Here is an 18,228-nt window from a genome sequence, read left to right as displayed (position 1 = left end):
CCCATCGACGTCGAGGATGAGGCCATGCGGCAAAAGCTCGGCCAAGCGCAGTTCTTCTCCGCGACCTATCGGCTATTCAAGCTCGATGCGCTGGAGACGGCCTGCGAGGATTACGGCCAGGCGGTCCTTTACAAGGGCGGTATCGCCGAACAGCCGGAGGCGTTCGAGCTCGACGGCCACCACTTGATAGAGCGGGGCAAAGTGTTCCCGGTCTGCGGCAACACCTGGCGCATGCTCGCCGATACGCGCTTCGCGCCGTATTTCGATTTCATCGGCGACTTTTCGCGCCATTACGGGATTTTTCTCGGTTGCGGGACGTCTATTCCTTTCGCGACAGCGGCGACGGCGACAGCCAAATCGAGTGGGGGCTGTTGCTGAGGCTTTAATATCTACAATCGTCATGCCCGGCCTGTTCCGGGCATTCACGAATAGGCCGGGAGTAGACGGGGATAGCCGGGACAAGCTCGGCCATCACGAGGTTTTGGGGGGCAGGGGAATGCAGTTCGATCTCACACGCCGCCTCGTCGCGGAGGCGCTCGGTACCTTGTTTCTCGTCATGGCCGTGGTCGGCTCCGGCATCATGGCGGAGGCGCTCGCCGGCGGAAACGAGGCGATCGCGCTTCTCTGCAACACGCTGCCGACCGGTGCTGTGCTGTTCGTCATCATCACCATTTTTGCCCCGGTCTCCGGCGCGCATTTCAACCCGGCGGTGACATTGGTCGCCCTGGTGAGGGGTGAGATTGATCGCAAGATGGCCGCTCTCTACATGGTGGTGCAGATTGCCGGCGGCTGTGCCGGGGCCGTTGCCGCGCATCTCATGTTCGGGCTTGAGCCGCTACAGATCTCCGAGACCGCCCGCACCGGTGCGGGACAGTGGATCGGCGAGTTCATTGCGACGTTCGGGCTGATCGCCACCATCCTCGGTTGCGTGAAATTTGCGCCTGGTGCGGTGGCCGCGGCCGTCGGTCTCTACATAACCTCGGCCTATTGGTTCACCTCGTCCACGTCCTTCGCCAACCCCGCCGTCAGTATCGCGCGGTCGATCAGCGACACCTTTGCCGGGATCGCGCCACGCGACGTGCCGATCTTCATCGTGGCGGAATTCGCAGGTGCGCTTGCTGCTGCCTATGTGTTCGGGTGGCTCTTCACCGCAGAAGAAGTGCGGACGCGCAGGCGCAGGGTAGACCGTTAGCTACGGTGCTTACCGTCGCTCGCCTGTTGGCGCTCGGTTCGAGTTCGCGCAGTTGGATGGTCTTGAGCGTGATGGTCGAGGGGCCGCTATCCTGCTTCAGCGTGCCGAATTCGCGCCGAAAGGCTACCGCCTTCCGGCGGCTGGCCCGTGAAATCGGCACCTTCTTGCCGTTGATATTGATGGTGCCCTTATTGCCCCGCACCGCGACGCTGATCTCATTCGTCGCGCTCAATCCCTTCGCGACCGCGCAGCGACACCGGCTTCAGCATCGTTTTGTTCTGGAACCGGTAGACCGCGTAGGAGCCGCTAACGGGGAGAACATCCACCTCGTAGACATTGTCCGCGTCCGTTCCCCACACGTCGACGGCGACGTAGGTGCCGGCGCCCTCGGGGGCTTCGGTCGTGAAGACCGCGCACACCTCATAGTCGTTGTAGAGCCCGGCTTGGTTCAACAGAAAGATGTTGTCCCTGGCTGGAGCGTATAGGTCAGCCCATCCGGGCCGTTCTTTCGCGTATCGTCTTTTTCGGAAAAGCCCCAGGCCGGATCCAAAGTCTCGAATTTGTCTTCGAGAATCACCTTGCCGGAACCGCAGGCCATGGCCTCGCTCATGCAGATAAGGAGACCGGCCGCCAACACGCCTAACCGGGAGACAGACTGACCGTAGCGCATATCGACACCCCCCAAAGATAGCATGCCGCCCGGCCGCAACTATCCCATATCGCCGGCGTGCTCAGCAATGGGATCGAGGGGCAATGGGGGGCAATGCCGGGCCCCTTCGCAGGGGTAAAACGGCCCCAGGGCCGCTCCATCGCCTTCCCAAGCCGGGTGCAAGCTGCTAAAGGACGCCGTCAACCGGTGCCCGCGACCGCGTGCCCCCTGTGAGAGGTTGACCGATGCCGCAAGGGCACTCCCCCGACGACACCAATCGTTTTTCCGAGAGCGCCATTGCGCTGACTTTCGACGACGTGCTGATCCGCCCAGGCGCCTCGAACGTGCTGCCGAACGAGGTGGATATCAGCTCCCGCGTCACCCGCGAGATTCGCATCAATATCCCGATCATGTCGTCGGCGATGGACACCGTCACCGAAGGCCCGCTTGCCATTGCGATGGCGCAGGCCGGCGGAATCGGGGTCATTCACCGGAACCTCACGCCGGAGGTGCAAGCGGCCCAGGTGGCTCAGGTGAAGAAGTTCGAGTCCGGCATGGTGGTCAATCCCGTCACCATCCACCCCGAGGGGACGCTCGCCGAGGCGCTCCAGCTCATGGCCCATCATCAGATCTCCGGCATCCCGGTGGTCGAGCAGCCCCGTAAGGGCAGTCGCGACGGCAAGCTCGTCAGCATCCTCACCAATCGCGACGTGCGCTTCGCCACCAATCCCAACCAGCGGGTGGCCGAACTGATGACCAAGGAGGATCTCGTCACCGTCACCGAGAGCGTCGGGATGGAGGAGGCCAAACGCCTTCTGCATCATCATCGCATCGAGAAGCTCCTAGTCGTGGACGATGGCTATCGCTGCATCGGCCTCATCACGGTGAAGGACATCGAAAAGGCGAGGGCGCATCCTCACGCCTGCAAGGACGAACAGGGGCGTTTGCGCGTCGCCGCGGCGACGAGCGTCGGCGATGACGGGTTTGCGCGGGCCGAGCGGCTGATCGATGCCGGCGCCGATCTCATTGTCGTCGATACCGCGCACGGGCATTCCGCGCTGGTGCTCGATGCGGTCAGGCGCATCAAGCGCCATTCCAACGCCGTGCAGGTGATTGCCGGTAATGTGGCGACCGCGGACGGCACCAAGGCGCTCATCGACGCGGGTGCGGATTCGATCAAGGTCGGCATCGGACCGGGCTCGATCTGCACAACGCGCGCGGTGGCGGGCGTCGGCGTGCCGCAATTCACCGCGCTGCTTGAATCCGTCGAGGTCGCGCGCAAGAACGATATTCCGGTGATCTCCGACGGCGGCATCAAATATTCCGGAGACCTGGCCAAGGCGCTCGCGGCCGGGGCCGACTGCGTCATGATCGGATCGCTTCTGGCCGGCACCGACGAGAGCCCGGGCGAGGTCTATCTCTACCAGGGCCGGTCCTACAAAGCCTATCGGGGCATGGGCTCGATCGTTGCCATGGCGCGGGGCTCGGCTGATCGCTACTTCCAGCAAGACATCAGGGATGCGCTCAAGCTCGTGCCAGAAGGCGTCGAGGGGCAGGTGCCCTACAAAGGCCCCGTCAACAGCGTGCTGCACCAGCTGATCGGAGGCTTGCGTGCCTCGATGGGCTATACGGGCGCGGCCACGCTCGCCGACTTCCAGGCCCGCGCGCAATTCATCCGCATCTCAAATGCGGCCTTGCGCGAGAGTCACGTCCATGACGTGACCATCACGCGGGAATCGCCCAACTATCCGCGCGAAGGCTAGGGGCGCGAGGTCGGCGAACGGCTATTGCACGCCGAGCTTTCGCACCTGCTCGATGATGGTCGGCTCGAGCTTCACCGCCAGCGAGATGTCGGCGCTGCCGTCGGTGGGCTTGCCTTTTCGGCTCTTGACGACGCCGCGGCCGACCAAGGCCGATGGCTCGTTTTCCTGGAGCTTAAGAGCCGTATCGAAGTCGGCCTGCGCCTTGTCGAGGTCGTTGTAAAGCACGTAGACCCAGCCCCGGCTGATATAGCCTTTGGCGGACTCCGCATCGCGCTTGATCACCTCGGCGAAGTCGGCGACGGCAAGGTCATATTCCTTCCGCTGCCGGTAGAGATCGCCGCGCTTGTTATAGCCGTCCAATGAGTCGGGGTCGCGCTTCACCTTCTCGTTCATGTCGACAAGGGCGCGATTGAAATCGCCCTTGTTGGCGTAGACCATCCCGCGCAGAAGATAAAAATCGCCGTGCGCCGGGTCGAGGCTGACCGCTTTATCGAGGTCGCCCAGGGCCTTGTCGTAGTCCTTCTTCGCGTTTAAGGCGGCTGCGCGCATGAAATAGCTGTTGGGCGCGTTCGGATCGACCGCGATCGCGGCGTCGAGATCCTTGGTCGCGCCATCGATGTCGCCGACCGCTGACAGCGCCATGGCGCGAACGCTATGGGCGGTCACGAGACGGGCCTTGTCCTCCGATCCCGAGGCGATGAACGCCGCGCAGGCATTGAGAACTTCCTTTACCGTGCCTTTGCCGGTGAAGCAGGAGTCCTTCTCTTCCGTTCCGGCTTGCTTTTCGTCTGCGCCCGGCTCCTCAGCCAGAAGCTGATTGGGAGCGGCGACCAGGAGGGCGCCGGCGAGTGCCGCGGCTTGCAGTGAAAGCAGGGAATTTAGGGCGCCAAAGCGCATGGAAAACCTCCTTGGGACGCGGGACTTTTGCTTTTGGCAAGGTTTAGAGGGGGCGGGGGCGGGGCGTCAATTGAACATCTGTCCATGAATCTCGGGAAAACTCGGCCGTTAACCAGTTCGCTCGACCCGGTATCTTACCTCGTAACGGTCAGTATCGGTCGCTTTGCGCGGATTCTGCTCCGGCACATCCGCTACATAGTCGACGCGGCGCCAAGGACCGAACTCCGCTTCGTGCGGAGGATTGGCGCGGAGCTGAAGCATAAAGAGGCGGTCCGGCTCCCCCTTCACGCGCAACACCAGGATGCGGTTCGAGGTCCGGAAATAGAGATCGACGCCGCCCGCGATCACCGGTCTTTCGCCGTCGTGGCGGGCATGGCTTATGCCGTATGCGGCCTGCGAATTCTTGTCGGTGTTGAGGTCGATGCTGAGATCTTCGAGCGCGGCCGGAAGGTTCGCCCGCTCCGGCACGAGAATTTCGAACTGGGCTCTGGGCGGGGGTCCATTGCGGACGAGGACGTCGTCGGAGAGGTAGAGGAACCCGAGCACGCAAGCGCCGAGCGCAAAGATCGAAGCGACCACGATGGTGCTGCCCCCGGCCAGCTTGCCGAAGCTGCGATAGCCGCCATAAAAGTGCAGCACGAGCCAGGAGCAGCAGCCCCACGCCCGCGCCAAAGGGTCCGATCCCCCAGAAGGCGTACATGGCGCGACCGCCTTCGCGCGCCGACATGACGCCAAGACCGAGGACGAAGTCTGCCCCGAATCCGGTTATGAGCCAGCCGGCTACCCCGCCGGCGTTGCCGGCGAGGATCGCAAAGAGGAAAATGACTGTGCGTCCGGCTAATGGCCGCATCGACCTTCCCGCTCAACATAAGGGCATCGGCAGCGTATAACCCACGAGGTCCGCGTCCGCGGCCCGCTCGCATCAGCGCAACCGGAGACTGAAAATGTCGCTCACGTCTATCTTGATGCCGATGTTTGCGCAGGTCTTTTTGACCTTCGTGCTGCTGTTCTGGATGGCCTTTTTGCGCATGTCCGCGATCCGCGACGGGTTGGTGCAGCCGCAAACCATTGCGCTCAGAGAGGCCAACTGGCCGCCGCGGGCGACCCAGATCGCCAACGCCTTCCACAATCAGCTCGAAACGCCGCTTCTGTTCTACGCGCTCGCTCTGCTTGCGCTCCAGACCCGCACCGCGGACTCGATCCTGCTCGTCTTGAGCTGGCTGTTCGTGCTGACGCGTTTCGCCCATGCTTGCGTTCACGTCACCAGCAACCGAATGGACCGTCGCGGGCCTCTGTTCCTCATCGGCGCGATTGCGCTGTGCCTGATGTGGATTATCGTCTTTGCGCGCATCCTGCTCCAGCCAGCCACTCTATGACGCCAAGCGCGCGCGTCAGCGCCGCCATCGAGGTGCTCACCGATATCGGCGCGCATAAGCGCCCCGCGTCGGAGGCGCTCAAGCATTGGGGCGTGACGCATCGCTTCGCGGGCTCTGGCGACCGCGCGGCGATCGGCAATCTCGTCTTCGATGCCTTGCGCAACCGTGCTTCGAGCGCGCTTGTCATGGGGGACGACAGTCCGCGCGCAGTCCTGCTGCGCACGCTCGTCACACGCTGGAACCAGACGCCGGAAGAGGTGGCTGCTCTCGCCGATGGCGGACCGCATGCGCCGGCGACGCTGTCGGAGGCCGAGCTTGCCGGACTGAAGGGCGCCATTCCGCCCGATGCCCCGGCCTATATCCGGGGTGACTATCCGGAATGGCTCGCTCCCGCTTTCGAGCGCGTCTTCGGAGCGCGGGCGGCGGAAGAGGGGGCGGCGCTCGCTGAGCGCGCGCCCGTCGATCTTCGCGCGAATACGCTCAAAGCCAATCGCGACAAGGTGCTGAAGGCGCTCCGCCGCTTCGATGCGCAGCCCACCCCGCACGCCCCGCACGGCGTGCGCATCGTCCATGGCCCGGGCGCCGCCCGCAGCCCGCATGTCGAGGCGGAGCCCGGCCACGGCAAAGGCTGGTACGAGGTGCAGGACGAGGCTTCGCAGCTTGCCGTGCTGCTCTCAGGCGCGGCGCCGAAGCAGCAGGTGCTCGATCTCTGCGCCGGCGCGGGGGGCAAGACCTTGGCGCTCGCCGCCGCGATGGGAAACACCGGCCAGCTTTATGCCTACGATTCCGACCGCCTGCGCCTAAGGCCTATCTTCGAGCGGCTGAAGCGCGCCGGCGTGCGCAATGTGCAGGTGCTTCCGGCGGCGGAGCAAGCAGGCCTCGCCGAGCTCGAAGGCAAGATGGATCTCGTCCTGGTCGATGCGCCCTGCACCGGCTCCGGCGTCTGGCGGCGGCGGCCCGATGCAAAATGGCGGCTGAGGCCGGAGGTGCTCGAAACGCGTCTGGCCGACCAGCGAACGGTGCTCGATCAGGCGGCTCCTCTGGTCAAGCCGGGCGGCCGGCTCGCTTATGTCACCTGCTCGGTGCTGCCGGCCGAGAACCGCGATCAGGTGGAAAGCTTCATGGCCCGCTTTCCCGACTTCAAGCTCGTGCCCGGGCGTCAGCTTTGGGAGCGTAATCTGCCGGGAGCGGCGCCTGCTTCCGCCGACGGCTCCGAGGCGACGTTGTTGATGACGCCCTCAAGTCACGGCACCGACGGCTTCTTCGTGGCCGTCATGGAACGATCGGTCTGATCGAGGGTTCGTTTGCGCGAGGCCACAGCCTCGCCGGCCAGCTACAAAAAAAGATGGGCCCGCCTTTTTTAGCACTTGAAATTGACACGCGGGTCGATGAAATGACTGCCGCTTTTGTCGATGCAGGAAGAGCGGTCGGCGCTCGGATCGTCAGCAAAAGTTTGGAGGACTGCAGATCCAATGACCTTGCTCCTCGGGGAGGCTGAAGAGCCACCCAGTCGCCAAACGGCGACATCTTCGAAACTGCCCAAACACATTCCTATCAACGTTCTCTCGCCCGGCATGGCGCAATCGCCGGCGGCTCTTCTCGCCGCGCGCGCGGAGCGCTTTCCGACCGGCCCGCTGTCGCGCGCCTTCCGCAAACGCTTCTTCTCCGAGGTCACGAGTACGGAGTGGAACGACTGGCGCTGGCAGGCGCGGCGGCGCATTCGCGCGCTTTCGGATTTGGAGCGCATCTTCCAGCTCTCCGACGATGAGCGCGACGCGGTGATACGCCACGAGGGCTCGCTGCCGCTCGGCATCACGCCCTATTACGCGAGCATCATGAGCCGGGACGATGCGTTCGAACCGCTCCGTCGCACGCACATCCCCGTCGGCACCGAATATCTCAAGACGCCGGGCGAGGACGACGACCCCCTCGGCGAGGACGGCCACACGGCGGTGCCCGGCCTCGTGCATCGTTATCCAGACCGTGTGCTGTTTCTCGCCACGGGCTTCTGCTCCACCTATTGCCGCTACTGCACGCGTTCGCGCATGGTGGGGGAGCCTGGCGGCGACTACTCATTCTCCAGGCCGCAATGGGAGCAGGCGCTCGACTACATCGCCGATCATTCCGAGATCCGGGACGTGCTGATCTCGGGCGGCGATCCGCTCACCCTGTCCGATGAGCGCCTCGACTATCTGCTCGGGCGGTTGCGGGCCATCAAGCATGTGGAGTTCGTGCGGCTCGGCACCAAGGTGCCGGTCGTGTTGCCGATGCGCGTCACGCGCTCGCTCATCAAGGTGCTGAAGAAGCATCATCCGCTCTGGATGAGCCTCCACTTCACTCATCCCGCCGAATTGACGCCGGAAGTGACCGAAGCCTGCACGCGGCTCGCGGATGCAGGCATCCCGCTCGGCAGCCAGACCGTCCTGCTGAAAGACATCAACGACGATGTCGACGTGCTGAAGCGCCTCTATCACGGCCTCCTGATGCGGCGCGTGCGGCCCTACTATCTCTATCAATGCGACCCGATCAGCGGCTCCTCGCATTTCCGCACCAGCGTGGATAAGGGGCTTGAGATCATGCAGGCCCTGCGCGGCCATACGACGGGCTACGCCGTGCCGACCTATGTGATCGACGCACCTGGCGGCGGCGGCAAGATTCCGCTGTTGCCGGACTATATTGTCGGCCGCGAGGGCGACGATCTGCTCCTGCGCAATTTCGAGGGCGAGACCTATCGCTATGCCGATCCCGACGGGACGGTTGGCCGTGACCGGGCGCGTAGCGCCGGGGCGCGCTGATGCGTATCGGCCTCGTCTACGATCTGCGAGACGAATATCGGGCGCTCGGCTACTCCGAGGAGGAGATCGCCGAGTTCGATGGCGTCGATACGATCGACGCGCTTTCCGGTGCGCTTGAGCAGCTTGGCTGCGAGGTGGATCGCGTGGGCCGCGGGGAGGCGCTCGCCGCGCGCTTCGTGGCAGGCGAGCGGTTCGATCTCGTCTTCTCCATTGCGGAAGGCTTAAGCGGCCGTTCGCGCGAGGCGCAAGTCCCGGCGCTCTGCGAGCTGTTCGAGCAGCCTTATCTTCTCTCCGACCCGCTGACGCTGGCCGCCTCGCTCGACAAGGCGGTCGCCAAGCGTCTCGTGCGCGACGCTGGTGTGCCGACGCCCGACTTTGCTGTGGCCACCGCAAGTGCACGTGAGCTGGCCGGCTGGGACCGGTTTCCGGCCTTCGTGAAGCCGCTGGCGGAAGGTACGGGTAAAGGCTGCGAGGCTGGTTCGGTCGTGCATGACAGAGGCGAGCTTGAGGCCGCGGCGACACGCGTGCTCCAGCGCTATCGGCAGCCGGCGCTCGTCGAGCATTATCTCGTGGGCCGAGAGTTCACCGTCGGCATTGTCGGCAACGGCCCCGACGCGAAATTGATCGGCATCTGCGAGATCCTGTTGCGCGATGGCGCCGAGGTTAATGTCTATTCCCTGCACAACAAGGAGCTGTGCGAGGAGCTCGTTACCTATGCGCCAGCCGACGACGCGGAGGCAAAGCGGGCAGGGGAGCTCGCTCTGATCGCCTATCGCGCCCTTGAGTGCCGCGACACGGCGCGGATCGACTTCCGCTCCGATGCTCGCGGCGAGCCGTATTTTCTCGAGGCCAACCCGCTTGCCGGCCTGCATCCGCACCACTCCGATCTGCCGATCCTCGCGGCGCAGAGCGGCATCGACTATGTGACGCTGATCGGGATGATCCTCGACGCAGGGCTTAAGCGCTATGGCCTGACGCGGCCATTGCAGGAGCGGAGGCGCGCGTAATGGCCTCGGCGTCGCGCGGCTTCATCCCCGTCCTGCACGCCGCGACCGACAGCCGCCCCGACGAGATCGACACGCTCATTGCCGCGGACGCCGTGGCGAATGCGCTTGCGTCGCTCGGCTATGGCGCCGAGATCGTTGCGCTCGATCTCGATCTTCGCGCCGTCGAGGCGCTGAAGGAGCGCCGCCCGCATGTCATCTTCAACCTCGTCGATGCGGTGCGAGGCGACGGCCGGCTCGCGCCCATGGTTCCGGCGCTGCTCGATGCCCTCAAGCTGCCCTATACCGGCGCGCCGACTGCCGCCTGGCTCGACACGCTGTCCAAGATCGCGACCAAGCTGAAGCTCGAACACGCAGGCTTGCCGACGCCTGTGTGGTCCGCAGACGGGAAGGGGCTCGATCCAGATCAACGCGTGATCGTCAAGCCTGTGTGGGAGCACGGTTCGCTCGGCATGGACGCGAGTTCGGTGGTGCGCGGCAGGGCCGCTGGCCGCGCCATCGCCGAACGTCATGCGCGCTGGCGCACGCAGCATTTCGCGGAAAGCTACATTCCGGGCCGCGAGTGCAATCTCGCGTTGCTTGAGGGTGCGGGCGGGGTCGAGGTGCTGCCGATCGCCGAGATCCTGTTTGAAGGCTTTGGTGACGGCACGCCAGAGATAGTGGGCTATGACGCCAAATGGGCGCCGGAGAGCGCGGCTTATCTCGGCACGCCGCGCCGCTTCGGCTTGGAGCGGGACGAGCCCGTCCTTGCCGCCGAGCTCAAGCGGCTGGCGCTCGCCTCCTGGGCTTTGTTCGGGCTTTCCGGCTATGCCCGCGTGGATTTCCGCGTCGATCGGGCGGGGCGCCCCTTCATCCTTGAAGTGAATGTGAATCCTTGCCTCAGCCTCGATGCCGGCTTCGCCGCCGCCGCGTCTGAGGCGGGACTTGCCTATCCGGACCTCGTTGGCCGCATCGTCGATGCGGCGCGGGATGTCTTGCAAGCCTCCGCCTGACATGCTTCGCATCTGACATGTTGCGAATCCGCAAGGTTGCGGACACCACCACGTCGGCCAACCGAGCCGCCATCGAGGCGGCGCAGGCCATCATGCGCGAGCAGTTTCCGGGCATCCCTGAGAAGGACATCGCCAAGATGTCCGATCAGATTTCGAATCCCGTCAAGCATCGCTTCGTCTCGCGCCTGTTCGTCGCCGAGAACGGGCGTGACCAGACGCTGGGCGTGGCGCTCCTCCTCAATTTCCCCGATCTCGATTTCTGCTACCTGGAGATCATCTCGACCGCGCCCGGGCGCATGGGCGGCGGCATCGGCGCCACGCTCTATGAGCGGGTGCGCGAGGAGGCGAAGGCGCTCAACGCAAACGCCCTCTATTTCGAGTGCCTGCCCGACGACCCCGCGCTTAGCCCCAAGGCGGAGGTCCGCGAGAAAAATGCCCAACGCCTGAAATTCTACGAGCGCTATGGCGCGCGTCCTATCGCCAACACCGCCTATGAGACGCCGGTCACGGCGGGGCAGAGCGACCCACCCTATCTCGCGCTCGATCCGCTTGGCTCCGGGGAGATGCCGAGCCGCGACACGGTGAAGAAAGTGATGCGCGCCATCCTGGAGCGGAAATACGGGCTACCCGCGCCCTACATCAAGATGGTCGTCGACTCGGTCAAGGACGATCCGGTGCGCTTGCGCGAGCGCCGCTATACGCGCGCGACCGCGGCGATGAAAGGCGTTGGTCGCGCCGCGTCGGAGCCGCGAATCGCGCTCGTGCTCAACAGCGATCACGCGCTGCATCACATGCATGACCGCGGCTATGTCGAGGCGCCCATGCGCATCCGCTCGATCATGGCCGAGCTCGACGCCTCGAACCTCTTCCACAAGATCTCGGCGAAGCGCTTCTCCGACCGCTATATCCGCGCCGTGCATGACGGGCGCCTGGTCGATTACATCCGCAAGGCGTCGTTTCTCGCCGGCCCGAAGAAGTCGATCTACCCTTACGTTTTCCCGACACGCAATCCCGCGCGACCGCCGAAGGACGAGACGGTGCTTGCGGGCTATTACTGCATCGATACCTTCACGCCGCTCAACCAAAACGCCTATCTCGCCGCGCGCTCCGCCGTCGACTGCGCGCTGACGGCCGCGGAGAAGCTTCTGGAAGGCTCCGACCTTGCCTACGCGCTGGTGCGTCCGCCCGGTCATCATGCCGAGACACGCACCTTCGGCGGCTTCTGCTATTTCAACAACGCCGCGATCGCCGCGAACCTGCTTGCGCGCTACGGCCGCGTCGCGATCATCGACATCGACTATCACCACGGCAACGGCCAGCAGGAGATATTCTATAACCGCGCCGATGTGCTGACCGTTTCCATCCACGGCCATCCGAGCTTCGCCTATCCGTATTTCACCGGCTTCCGCGACGAGACCGGCATCGGCCCGGGTGCCGGTTACAATCTCAACATTCCGCTGGCTGAGCACATCACGCCCGACCAGCATCGCGCAGCGGTCACGGAGGCCTTGCGCCGCATCCGCCGTTTCCGCCCCGCCTTCCTTGTCGTCTGCGCCGGATTCGATACGGCGCGCGGCGACCCCACCGGGACCTGGTCGAACCGCGCGCGCGATTTCGACCAGCTCGGCCGCATGCTCGGCGAGCAGGGCTATCCCACCCTCGTCGTGCAGGAGGGCGGCTACCGTGTCCGTACGCTCGGCGCCAATGTGCGGAGCTTCTTCAACGGGCTTGTCACCGGCTATTCGGCGGCGCGGCAGGTCGCGCCCGCGCTCGCCCGCGAGGCAAAGGAGACATCCCGCCCGGGGCTTGAGTGGCGGAGCGCGGTCATGCCGGAGGATGTCGGCCGCATCCGCTCCCTCGTTGCTCGCACCGGGCTGTTCAGCGCCGCTGAGGTCGAGATCGCCGCCGAGCTCGTCAGCGAGCGTCTGACCAAGGGCAACCGCTCCGGATATAATTTCATCCTGGTGGAGCGCGGCAGCGGTCTCGTGGCCTATGCCTGCTACGGCCCGATCCACGGCACGCAGGGCTCGTTCGATGTGTACTGGATCGCCGTGGCGCCGGAGGAGCAGCGCAAGGGACTTGGTATCCAGGTCTTTACCCGCGCCGAGGCCGCCATGCGCAAGGCCGGCGCGAAGCATATCTATGCCGATACGTCCTCGTCCGACCGCTATGCCGGTACGCGCGGCTTCTATCAGCGCATGGGGTTCGCGGAGGCGGCGCGGCTGCCCGACTTCTACGGCCCGGACGACGGCAAGGTCATCTACCTGAAGACGCTTTCCCCCTCCGCAGCGCCCTAGCATGGGGCAATTGCCGACTCAGGCCGCCTGCTATAACCACCGGCCATGACGGACGAAGCGCCAGACCCATCCCAAGACCCGAGCCAAGGCCGCATCCTCATCGTCGATTTCGGCAGCCAGGTGACGCAGCTCATCGCGCGCCGGGTGCGGGAGGCGGGCGTCTATTCCGAGATCGTCCCCTTCAACAAGGCGGAAGCGGCGCTCGGGCCGGTGCTGCCGAGGGGCATCATCCTCTCCGGCGGTCCGGCATCCGTGCATGAGACCGGCACGCCGCAAGTCGGAAACGCCATCTTCGAAGCGCGTGTGCCCGTGCTCGGCATCTGTTACGGCGAGCAGGCCATGGTCTCGGCCCTTGGCGGTCAGGTCGAGAGCGGGCACACCCGCGAGTTCGGGCGCGCCGAACTCCAGATCATCGACGAGACGCCGCTCTTCGACGGCGTGTTTCAGGAAGGCGACCGCGCCTCGGTCTGGATGAGTCACGGCGACCGCGTCACCAAGCTGCCGCCCGGCTTCCGCGCCGTCGGCGTCTCGACCGGCGCGCCGTTTGCGGCGATCGCCGACGATTCACGCCGTCTCTACGGCGTGCAGTTCCATCCCGAGGTCGTGCATACGCCCAAGGGCGCGGAGCTGCTCGCCAATTTCGTGCGCAATATCGCGGGCTGTGCCGGTGACTGGACCATGGCGCATTTCCGCGAGACGCAGATCGCGCGCATCCGTGCGCAGGTCGGGCGCGGCCGCGTTATTTGCGGGCTCTCCGGCGGCGTCGATTCCTCCGTCGCCGCGCTCCTGATCCACGAGGCGATCGGCGAGCAGCTCACCTGCATCTTCGTCGATCACGGCCTGTTGCGCGAAGGCGAGGCACGCGAGGTGGAGGACCTGTTCCGCGGCCATTACAACATTCCGCTGGTCGCGGTCGATGCCGGGCCACGCTTCCTCAAAGAGCTCGACGGTGTTTCCGACCCGGAGGAGAAGCGCAAGACCATCGGCCGGCTCTTCGTCGAGATCTTCGAGGAGGAAGCCGACAAAGTGGGCAACGTCGATTTCCTCGCGCAGGGCACGCTCTACCCCGACGTCATCGAGAGCGTGTCGGCGACCGGCGGCCCCTCGGCCACCATCAAGTCGCATCATAATGTCGGCGGCCTGCCGGAGCGCATGCGGCTCAAGCTCGTCGAGCCTTTGCGCGAGCTGTTCAAGGATGAGGTGAGGGCGCTCGGCCGCGAACTCGGGTTGCCCCCTGCCTTCGTCAATCGTCATCCGTTTCCGGGTCCCGGTCTCGCCATCCGTATTCCCGGGCCCGTGGACGAGGAGAAGCTGGCCATCTTGCGCAAGGCCGACGCCATCTATCTCGAGGAAATCCGGAAAGCGGGCCTCTACGACACGATCTGGCAGGCCTTTGCCGTGCTGCTGCCGGTGCGCACCGTGGGCGTGATGGGCGATGCGCGCACCTACGACTTTGTCTGCGCGCTGCGCGCTGTCACCTCGACCGACGGCATGACGGCGGACTACTACGATTTCTCCCACGCCTTTCTAGGGGCTGCCGCTCGGCGCATCATCAACGAGGTGCGCGGCATCAACCGTGTCGTCTACGACATAACCTCCAAGCCGCCCGGTACCATCGAGTGGGAGTGATGAAGGACCTTCCGCTAGGCAAGGTCTATCAGCTGCTTGAACCGGGTCCGGTCGTAGTGCTGACGACCGCCGACAAAGGCTCAGCAACGTCATGACCATGTCCTGGCACATGATGGTTGATTTTACGCCGCCGCTCGTCGCGTGCGTCGTCAGCAGTGCCGACTACAGTTTCGCCGCGTTGCGCGCGACCAAGGAATGCGTCATCGCCATCCCCGCCGTTGAGCTTGCGCCCAAGGTGGTGGAGGTCTGTAATTGCTCCGGGCGCGAGGTCGCCAAGTTCGCCAGCATTGGGCTCACGCCGGTTGCAGCCGGGAGGTGGATGCGCCTCTGATCGCCGAGTGCTTCGCCAATCTCGAATGCAAGCTCGCGGATACGCGCCTCGTGAACAAATATAATCTGTTCACTGGAGGTGGTGAAGGCCTGGATCGACCCGCCCCAGAAGGCGCCTCGGACCATCCATCATCGCGGCTATGGAACGTTCGTGGTCGATGGAGAGACGCTCAAGCTGAAATCGAAAATGCCGTAGCGTTGCGCGGCAATCGCTCGCGAATCCGTGACCTGCGCCGGGTTGGAAAAAACGTTCGCCAGTAACCACATTGGGGTCAACGATTAAGCGAGGAGCATGAATGATGCCAGGCTATCGCAAGACCGAAGAGGCAGTTTCCGCGCTGACGCCGGAGCAATTCCGGGTGACGCAAAAGAGCGGTACCGAAGCGCCGGGGACGGGCGAATATCTCGATAACAAGGAACCCGGCATCTATGTGGACATCGTCTCGGGAGAGCCGCTGTTCGCATCTTCCGACAAATACGAATCCGGCTGCGGCTGGCCGAGCTTCACCAAGCCGATCGAGCCCGCCAATGTCAACGAGCTCCGCGACGGTACGCACGGCATGATCCGCACCGAGGTGCGCTCGTCGCATGGCGACAGCCATCTTGGCCACGTGTTCCCCGATGGGCCGGCGGATCGGGGTGGCTTACGCTACTGCATCAACTCCGCCTCCTTGCGCTTCATCCATCGCGACGACATGGAGGCCGAAGGTTACGGGGCGTATCTCGATCAAGTGGAGGAGGTGGCATGAGTGAGGAGCGCGCTGTTCTCGCGGGGGGCTGCTTCTGGGGCATGCAGGATCTGATCCGGCGGCTGCCGGGGGTGCTCTCAACGCGCGTCGGCTATAGCGGCGGCGAAGTGCCGAACGCGACCTACCGTAATCACGGCAACCATGCCGAGGCGATCGAGATCGTGTTCGATCCCGCCAAGACCAGCTTCAGAAATCTTCTGGAGTTCTTCTTCCAGATCCACGATCCGACGACGCTCAACCGCCAAGGCAACGACCGCGGGCCCAGCTACCGTTCCGCAATCTTCTATACGAACCCGACGCAGAAGGCGGTCGCGGAGGACACGATCGCCGATGTCGAGGCGTCGGGGCTTTGGCCGGGCAAGGTTGTGACCGAAGTGACTCCCGTGAGCGACTTCTGGGAAGCCGAGCCCGAGCATCAGGATTATCTCGAGCGGCAGCCCAACGGCTATACGTGTCACTTCGTGCGGCCCGGCTGGAAGCTTCCGCATAGGGCGGACGCCGTCTAGCTGAAGCACAAGCGACCATTTCAGCCCTCGTCATGGCCGGGCTCGTCCCGGCCATCCACGTCTTGACCTAACCTCGTCAGACTGGCGAAAGCCGCTATCCAGAAGCGTCTAGAAATGTCCTTTGCTACATTAAGGCCCCCCATTAGATGCATCGGAACGGTAGGATCAAGCCTGCCTTTACCGAACGATCGCCTTCGGCAGGACCGCCCAATCGCAATGAAAGGACAGGCCCGTCACCACGAAAGATGGCGTCGAGATTTTCTACAAGGACTGGGGCTCCGGCCGGCCCATCATGTTCCACCAAGGCTGGCCTCTCAGCGCGGACGATTGGGACGCGCAGATGCTGTTCTTCCTCGGTCACGGCTATCGCGTTATCGCGCATGACCGGCGCGGCCACGGCCGCTTGTCGCAGACAGGCGACGGCCACGACATGGACCTTTTACGCCGACGATGCGGCTGCCGTGTCGAGGCTCGATCTCCATGACGTGATCCATGTGGGCTACTCCACCGGCGGCGGCCAGGCGGTGCGCTATTTGGCGCGGCACGGCGAAAGCCGGGTCGCAAAAGCGGTGCTCATCAGCGCGGTTCCGCCGCTCATGCTGAAGACGGCCGCCAACCCCCTCGGCCTCCCCAAGGACGTCTTCGATGGGCTGCAGGCGTAACTCGCGGCCAACCGCGCGCAGTTCTATTACGATTTGCCCGCCGGTCCCTTTTACGGCTTCAATCGGCCCGGGGTGAAAGCTCAGGAACCCGCGATCCGGAACTGGTGGCGCCAGGGCATGATGGGCGGGGCCAAGGCGCATTATGACGGCGTCGTTGCGTTCTCGCAGACCGACTTCACCGCGGACTTGAAAAAGATCACCGTGCCGGTGCTGGTGATGCACAGCGAGGACGATCAGATCGTGCCTTACGCCGCCTCCGGTCCGCTGACGGCCAAGCTGCTCAAGAACGCGACGTTGAAAACCTACAAGGATTTGCCCCATGGGATGATCACCACGCAGGCAGACATCGTGAACGCGGAGATCCTTCAGTTCATCAAAGCTTGATAAGTTTGCGTGAAGGCGAGAGGGGGATTAAGCACGTTGGTCATGCCCGCGCTGCCGGGATTTAGGAAACGCCGGACAGGCCGGGCGATGAGACAGTAGACCCCGCTTTCTTCCGCTCTCCCCAGATATGACAATAAATTCTGCTGATGTGATTCGGATATAGCGTCCGGTTCGTGAGGCGGAGCATGGTGCGTGCACCTGCTTTTCGAGCTTGGAGAGGGACAGATCCGGTGCGGCAAGATTCTCTTTTTCTTACGATGCTCAGCCTCAGCGCCATCGGGATTGGCCTGCTAGGCCTGCCTGTATCTGTTGCCGCGGCGCAGTCGCCGGATGTCCCTGCTTGGCTCCGCGCCCACATTGGCCAAGGCGACGGCCAGATCGCGCCCGTCGTTCTGCAGCGGGCCCGCGCGCTTTATCTGCGGAAGGTGGGCGAGGGCGCGATCAAAAATCCTTGCTATTTCGCCATGGACGCGACGCGCCCAGGAGGTAACGGCCTCCGCTTCTACGTGATCTGCGAGGCCAACGGCACGTTTCGCGCAGTCCCCTCAGGGCACGGCAGCGGCCGCAACCTGAAGGGCATCCTGGATTTCTCCAACGGAATCCGCTGCGCAAAGAATTTCAGCAACGCGATGGACTCCAAGCTGACAACCGGCGGCCCCTATGTAGCGGCCGAGATCAGGACGTCGTTCAAAGGTTATTACCGCGACGGGGCGGGAAACTATGCCCCGTTGATGCGCTCCTTCTTGCAGTTCGACGGCGAAGGCGACACGGCAAACGCAAGACCGCGCGCCATCGGCGGTCATCCAGCCGTGATCGTCTCCCAGGTCTGCCGCATGAAAGCTCCGAGCAATACCTTAGCGGACGGCGAGGGTTATGTGCCGTTCGGCAAGCTGATCGATTACAGCGCCGGCCGCAGCAACGGCTGCACCAGCTGGTCTCCGGCAGATGCCAAGGGGGTTTTGGCGTTGGTGGGGAACAAGCCCACGACGCTCTACATCTATCC

Annotated in this window: 16 protein-coding genes and 4 pseudogenes; 15 read left to right on the top strand and 5 right to left on the bottom strand. The window is 64.2% G+C overall.

Annotated features, from left to right (window positions below):
* Both ACR2J1_RS07020 and ACR2J1_RS07015 read left to right on the top strand, forming a co-directional pair.
* Positions 1 to 378 (top strand): annotated as a pseudogene (locus tag ACR2J1_RS07020) (methyltransferase domain-containing protein); the annotation flags it as partial.
* Between the two features lie 118 nt (positions 379 to 496).
* On the top strand, positions 497 to 1,192 hold the full coding sequence (locus ACR2J1_RS07015; RefSeq protein WP_434018620.1) for an aquaporin: 696 nt from the start codon (positions 497 to 499) through the stop codon (positions 1,190 to 1,192).
* On the opposite strand, the gene ACR2J1_RS07010 is transcribed toward ACR2J1_RS07015, so the two are convergent.
* From ACR2J1_RS07010 to ACR2J1_RS07000, 3 genes are read right to left on the bottom strand one after another with little or no spacing between them, the layout of a single operon-like run.
* On the bottom strand, positions 1,146 to 1,424 hold the full coding sequence (locus tag ACR2J1_RS07010; protein ID WP_434018619.1) for a hypothetical protein: 279 nt from the start codon (positions 1,422 to 1,424) through the stop codon (positions 1,146 to 1,148). The two genes, ACR2J1_RS07015 and ACR2J1_RS07010, sit on opposite strands and share 47 nt — an antisense overlap.
* Positions 1,408 to 1,644, bottom strand: coding sequence for a hypothetical protein (locus ACR2J1_RS07005; RefSeq protein WP_434018618.1), 237 nt, complete (start codon positions 1,642 to 1,644; stop codon positions 1,408 to 1,410). Before ACR2J1_RS07005 ends, ACR2J1_RS07010 begins: the two co-directional genes overlap by 17 nt.
* Entirely contained in the window at positions 1,641 to 1,886 is a 246-nt protein-coding gene (locus ACR2J1_RS07000) for a hypothetical protein (protein ID WP_434018617.1), read from the bottom strand. The genes ACR2J1_RS07005 and ACR2J1_RS07000 overlap by 4 nt, the downstream gene beginning before the upstream one ends.
* 200 nt (positions 1,887 to 2,086) lie before the next feature.
* Between ACR2J1_RS07000 and guaB the strand changes: the two genes are divergently transcribed.
* On the top strand, positions 2,087 to 3,604 hold the full coding sequence (gene guaB, locus ACR2J1_RS06995; RefSeq protein ID WP_434018616.1) for an IMP dehydrogenase: 1,518 nt from the start codon (positions 2,087 to 2,089) through the stop codon (positions 3,602 to 3,604).
* A gap of 21 nt (positions 3,605 to 3,625) precedes the next feature.
* On the opposite strand, the gene ACR2J1_RS06990 is transcribed toward guaB, so the two are convergent.
* Both ACR2J1_RS06990 and ACR2J1_RS06985 read right to left on the bottom strand, forming a co-directional pair.
* Positions 3,626 to 4,501: a tetratricopeptide repeat protein gene (locus ACR2J1_RS06990; protein ID WP_434018615.1), complete on the bottom strand. Its 876-nt coding sequence runs from the start codon at positions 4,499 to 4,501 to the stop codon at positions 3,626 to 3,628.
* Between the two features lie 108 nt (positions 4,502 to 4,609).
* Positions 4,610 to 5,173, bottom strand: a complete 564-nt coding sequence (locus ACR2J1_RS06985) for a hypothetical protein (RefSeq protein WP_434018614.1) — start codon at positions 5,171 to 5,173, stop codon at positions 4,610 to 4,612.
* Between the two features lie 272 nt (positions 5,174 to 5,445).
* Between ACR2J1_RS06985 and ACR2J1_RS06980 the strand changes: the two genes are divergently transcribed.
* The 12 genes and pseudogenes from ACR2J1_RS06980 to ACR2J1_RS06925 all read left to right on the top strand — a co-directional run.
* Positions 5,446 to 5,877, top strand: a complete 432-nt coding sequence (locus ACR2J1_RS06980; RefSeq protein ID WP_434018613.1) for an MAPEG family protein — start codon at positions 5,446 to 5,448, stop codon at positions 5,875 to 5,877.
* Positions 5,874 to 7,169 carry an RsmB/NOP family class I SAM-dependent RNA methyltransferase gene (locus ACR2J1_RS06975; RefSeq protein ID WP_434018612.1) on the top strand — a complete coding sequence of 432 codons (1,296 nt, stop codon included), beginning with the start codon at positions 5,874 to 5,876 and terminating at the stop codon, positions 7,167 to 7,169. Before ACR2J1_RS06980 ends, ACR2J1_RS06975 begins: the two co-directional genes overlap by 4 nt.
* A 282-nt stretch (positions 7,170 to 7,451) precedes the next feature.
* Entirely contained in the window at positions 7,452 to 8,672 is a 1,221-nt protein-coding gene (locus ACR2J1_RS06970; RefSeq protein ID WP_434018611.1) for a KamA family radical SAM protein, read from the top strand.
* Entirely contained in the window at positions 8,672 to 9,679 is a 1,008-nt protein-coding gene (locus tag ACR2J1_RS06965; protein WP_434018610.1) for a D-alanine--D-alanine ligase family protein, read from the top strand. The genes ACR2J1_RS06970 and ACR2J1_RS06965 overlap by 1 nt, the downstream gene beginning before the upstream one ends.
* Positions 9,679 to 10,668, top strand: a complete 990-nt coding sequence (locus tag ACR2J1_RS06960) for a D-alanine--D-alanine ligase family protein (protein WP_434018609.1) — start codon at positions 9,679 to 9,681, stop codon at positions 10,666 to 10,668. Before ACR2J1_RS06965 ends, ACR2J1_RS06960 begins: the two co-directional genes overlap by 1 nt.
* Before the next feature lie 17 nt (positions 10,669 to 10,685).
* A complete protein-coding gene (locus tag ACR2J1_RS06955) occupies positions 10,686 to 12,965 on the top strand; it encodes a GNAT family N-acetyltransferase (RefSeq protein WP_434018608.1) in 2,280 nt (759 codons plus the stop codon).
* A gap of 45 nt (positions 12,966 to 13,010) precedes the next feature.
* Positions 13,011 to 14,594: a glutamine-hydrolyzing GMP synthase gene (gene guaA / locus ACR2J1_RS06950; protein WP_434018607.1), complete on the top strand. Its 1,584-nt coding sequence runs from the start codon at positions 13,011 to 13,013 to the stop codon at positions 14,592 to 14,594.
* A pseudogene (locus tag ACR2J1_RS06945) lies at positions 14,594 to 15,120 on the top strand (flavin reductase family protein). Before guaA ends, ACR2J1_RS06945 begins: the two are co-directional and overlap by 1 nt.
* Before the next feature lie 103 nt (positions 15,121 to 15,223).
* Positions 15,224 to 15,673, top strand: a complete 450-nt coding sequence (gene msrB / locus ACR2J1_RS06940; RefSeq protein WP_434018621.1) for a peptide-methionine (R)-S-oxide reductase MsrB — start codon at positions 15,224 to 15,226, stop codon at positions 15,671 to 15,673.
* Positions 15,670 to 16,179, top strand: a complete 510-nt coding sequence (msrA, locus tag ACR2J1_RS06935) for a peptide-methionine (S)-S-oxide reductase MsrA (protein ID WP_434018606.1) — start codon at positions 15,670 to 15,672, stop codon at positions 16,177 to 16,179. The genes msrB and msrA overlap by 4 nt, the downstream gene beginning before the upstream one ends.
* Before the next feature lie 256 nt (positions 16,180 to 16,435).
* Positions 16,436 to 17,225: pseudogene (locus ACR2J1_RS06930) on the top strand (alpha/beta fold hydrolase).
* A 425-nt stretch (positions 17,226 to 17,650) separates the two neighbouring features.
* Positions 17,651 to 18,228, top strand: a pseudogene (locus ACR2J1_RS06925) (hypothetical protein); the annotation flags it as partial.

The sequence above is a fragment of the Methyloceanibacter sp. genome (genome assembly GCF_050999895.1).
In the GTDB taxonomy this organism is placed as follows: Bacteria; Pseudomonadota; Alphaproteobacteria; order Rhizobiales; family Methyloligellaceae; genus Methyloceanibacter.
The sequence above is the reverse complement of the archived record's forward strand: the minus strand, read 5'-3'. Positions and strand labels throughout refer to the sequence as shown.

What these genes read in the sequence shown, in the direction of transcription:
- ACR2J1_RS06955 (WP_434018608.1), top strand. Translation starts at nt 10,686, where the DNA reads ATGTTGCGAATCCGCAAGGTTGCGGACACCACCACGTCGGCCAACCGA.
- ACR2J1_RS06970 (WP_434018611.1), top strand. Translation starts at nt 7,452, where the DNA reads ATGGCGCAATCGCCGGCGGCTCTTCTCGCCGCGCGCGCGGAGCGCTTT.
- ACR2J1_RS06960 (WP_434018609.1), top strand. Translation starts at nt 9,679, where the DNA reads ATGGCCTCGGCGTCGCGCGGCTTCATCCCCGTCCTGCACGCCGCGACC.
- ACR2J1_RS07000 (WP_434018617.1), bottom strand. Translation starts at nt 1,886, where the DNA reads ATGCTATCTTTGGGGGGTGTCGATATGCGCTACGGTCAGTCTGTCTCC.
- ACR2J1_RS06990 (WP_434018615.1), bottom strand. Translation starts at nt 4,501, where the DNA reads ATGCGCTTTGGCGCCCTAAATTCCCTGCTTTCACTGCAAGCCGCGGCA.
- ACR2J1_RS06975 (WP_434018612.1), top strand. Translation starts at nt 5,874, where the DNA reads ATGACGCCAAGCGCGCGCGTCAGCGCCGCCATCGAGGTGCTCACCGAT.
- guaB (WP_434018616.1), top strand. Translation starts at nt 2,087, where the DNA reads ATGCCGCAAGGGCACTCCCCCGACGACACCAATCGTTTTTCCGAGAGC.
- msrB (WP_434018621.1), top strand. Translation starts at nt 15,224, where the DNA reads ATGCCAGGCTATCGCAAGACCGAAGAGGCAGTTTCCGCGCTGACGCCG.
- ACR2J1_RS07015 (WP_434018620.1), top strand. Translation starts at nt 497, where the DNA reads ATGCAGTTCGATCTCACACGCCGCCTCGTCGCGGAGGCGCTCGGTACC.
- msrA (WP_434018606.1), top strand. Translation starts at nt 15,670, where the DNA reads ATGAGTGAGGAGCGCGCTGTTCTCGCGGGGGGCTGCTTCTGGGGCATG.
- guaA (WP_434018607.1), top strand. Translation starts at nt 13,011, where the DNA reads ATGACGGACGAAGCGCCAGACCCATCCCAAGACCCGAGCCAAGGCCGC.
- ACR2J1_RS06980 (WP_434018613.1), top strand. Translation starts at nt 5,446, where the DNA reads ATGTCGCTCACGTCTATCTTGATGCCGATGTTTGCGCAGGTCTTTTTG.
- ACR2J1_RS06965 (WP_434018610.1), top strand. Translation starts at nt 8,672, where the DNA reads ATGCGTATCGGCCTCGTCTACGATCTGCGAGACGAATATCGGGCGCTC.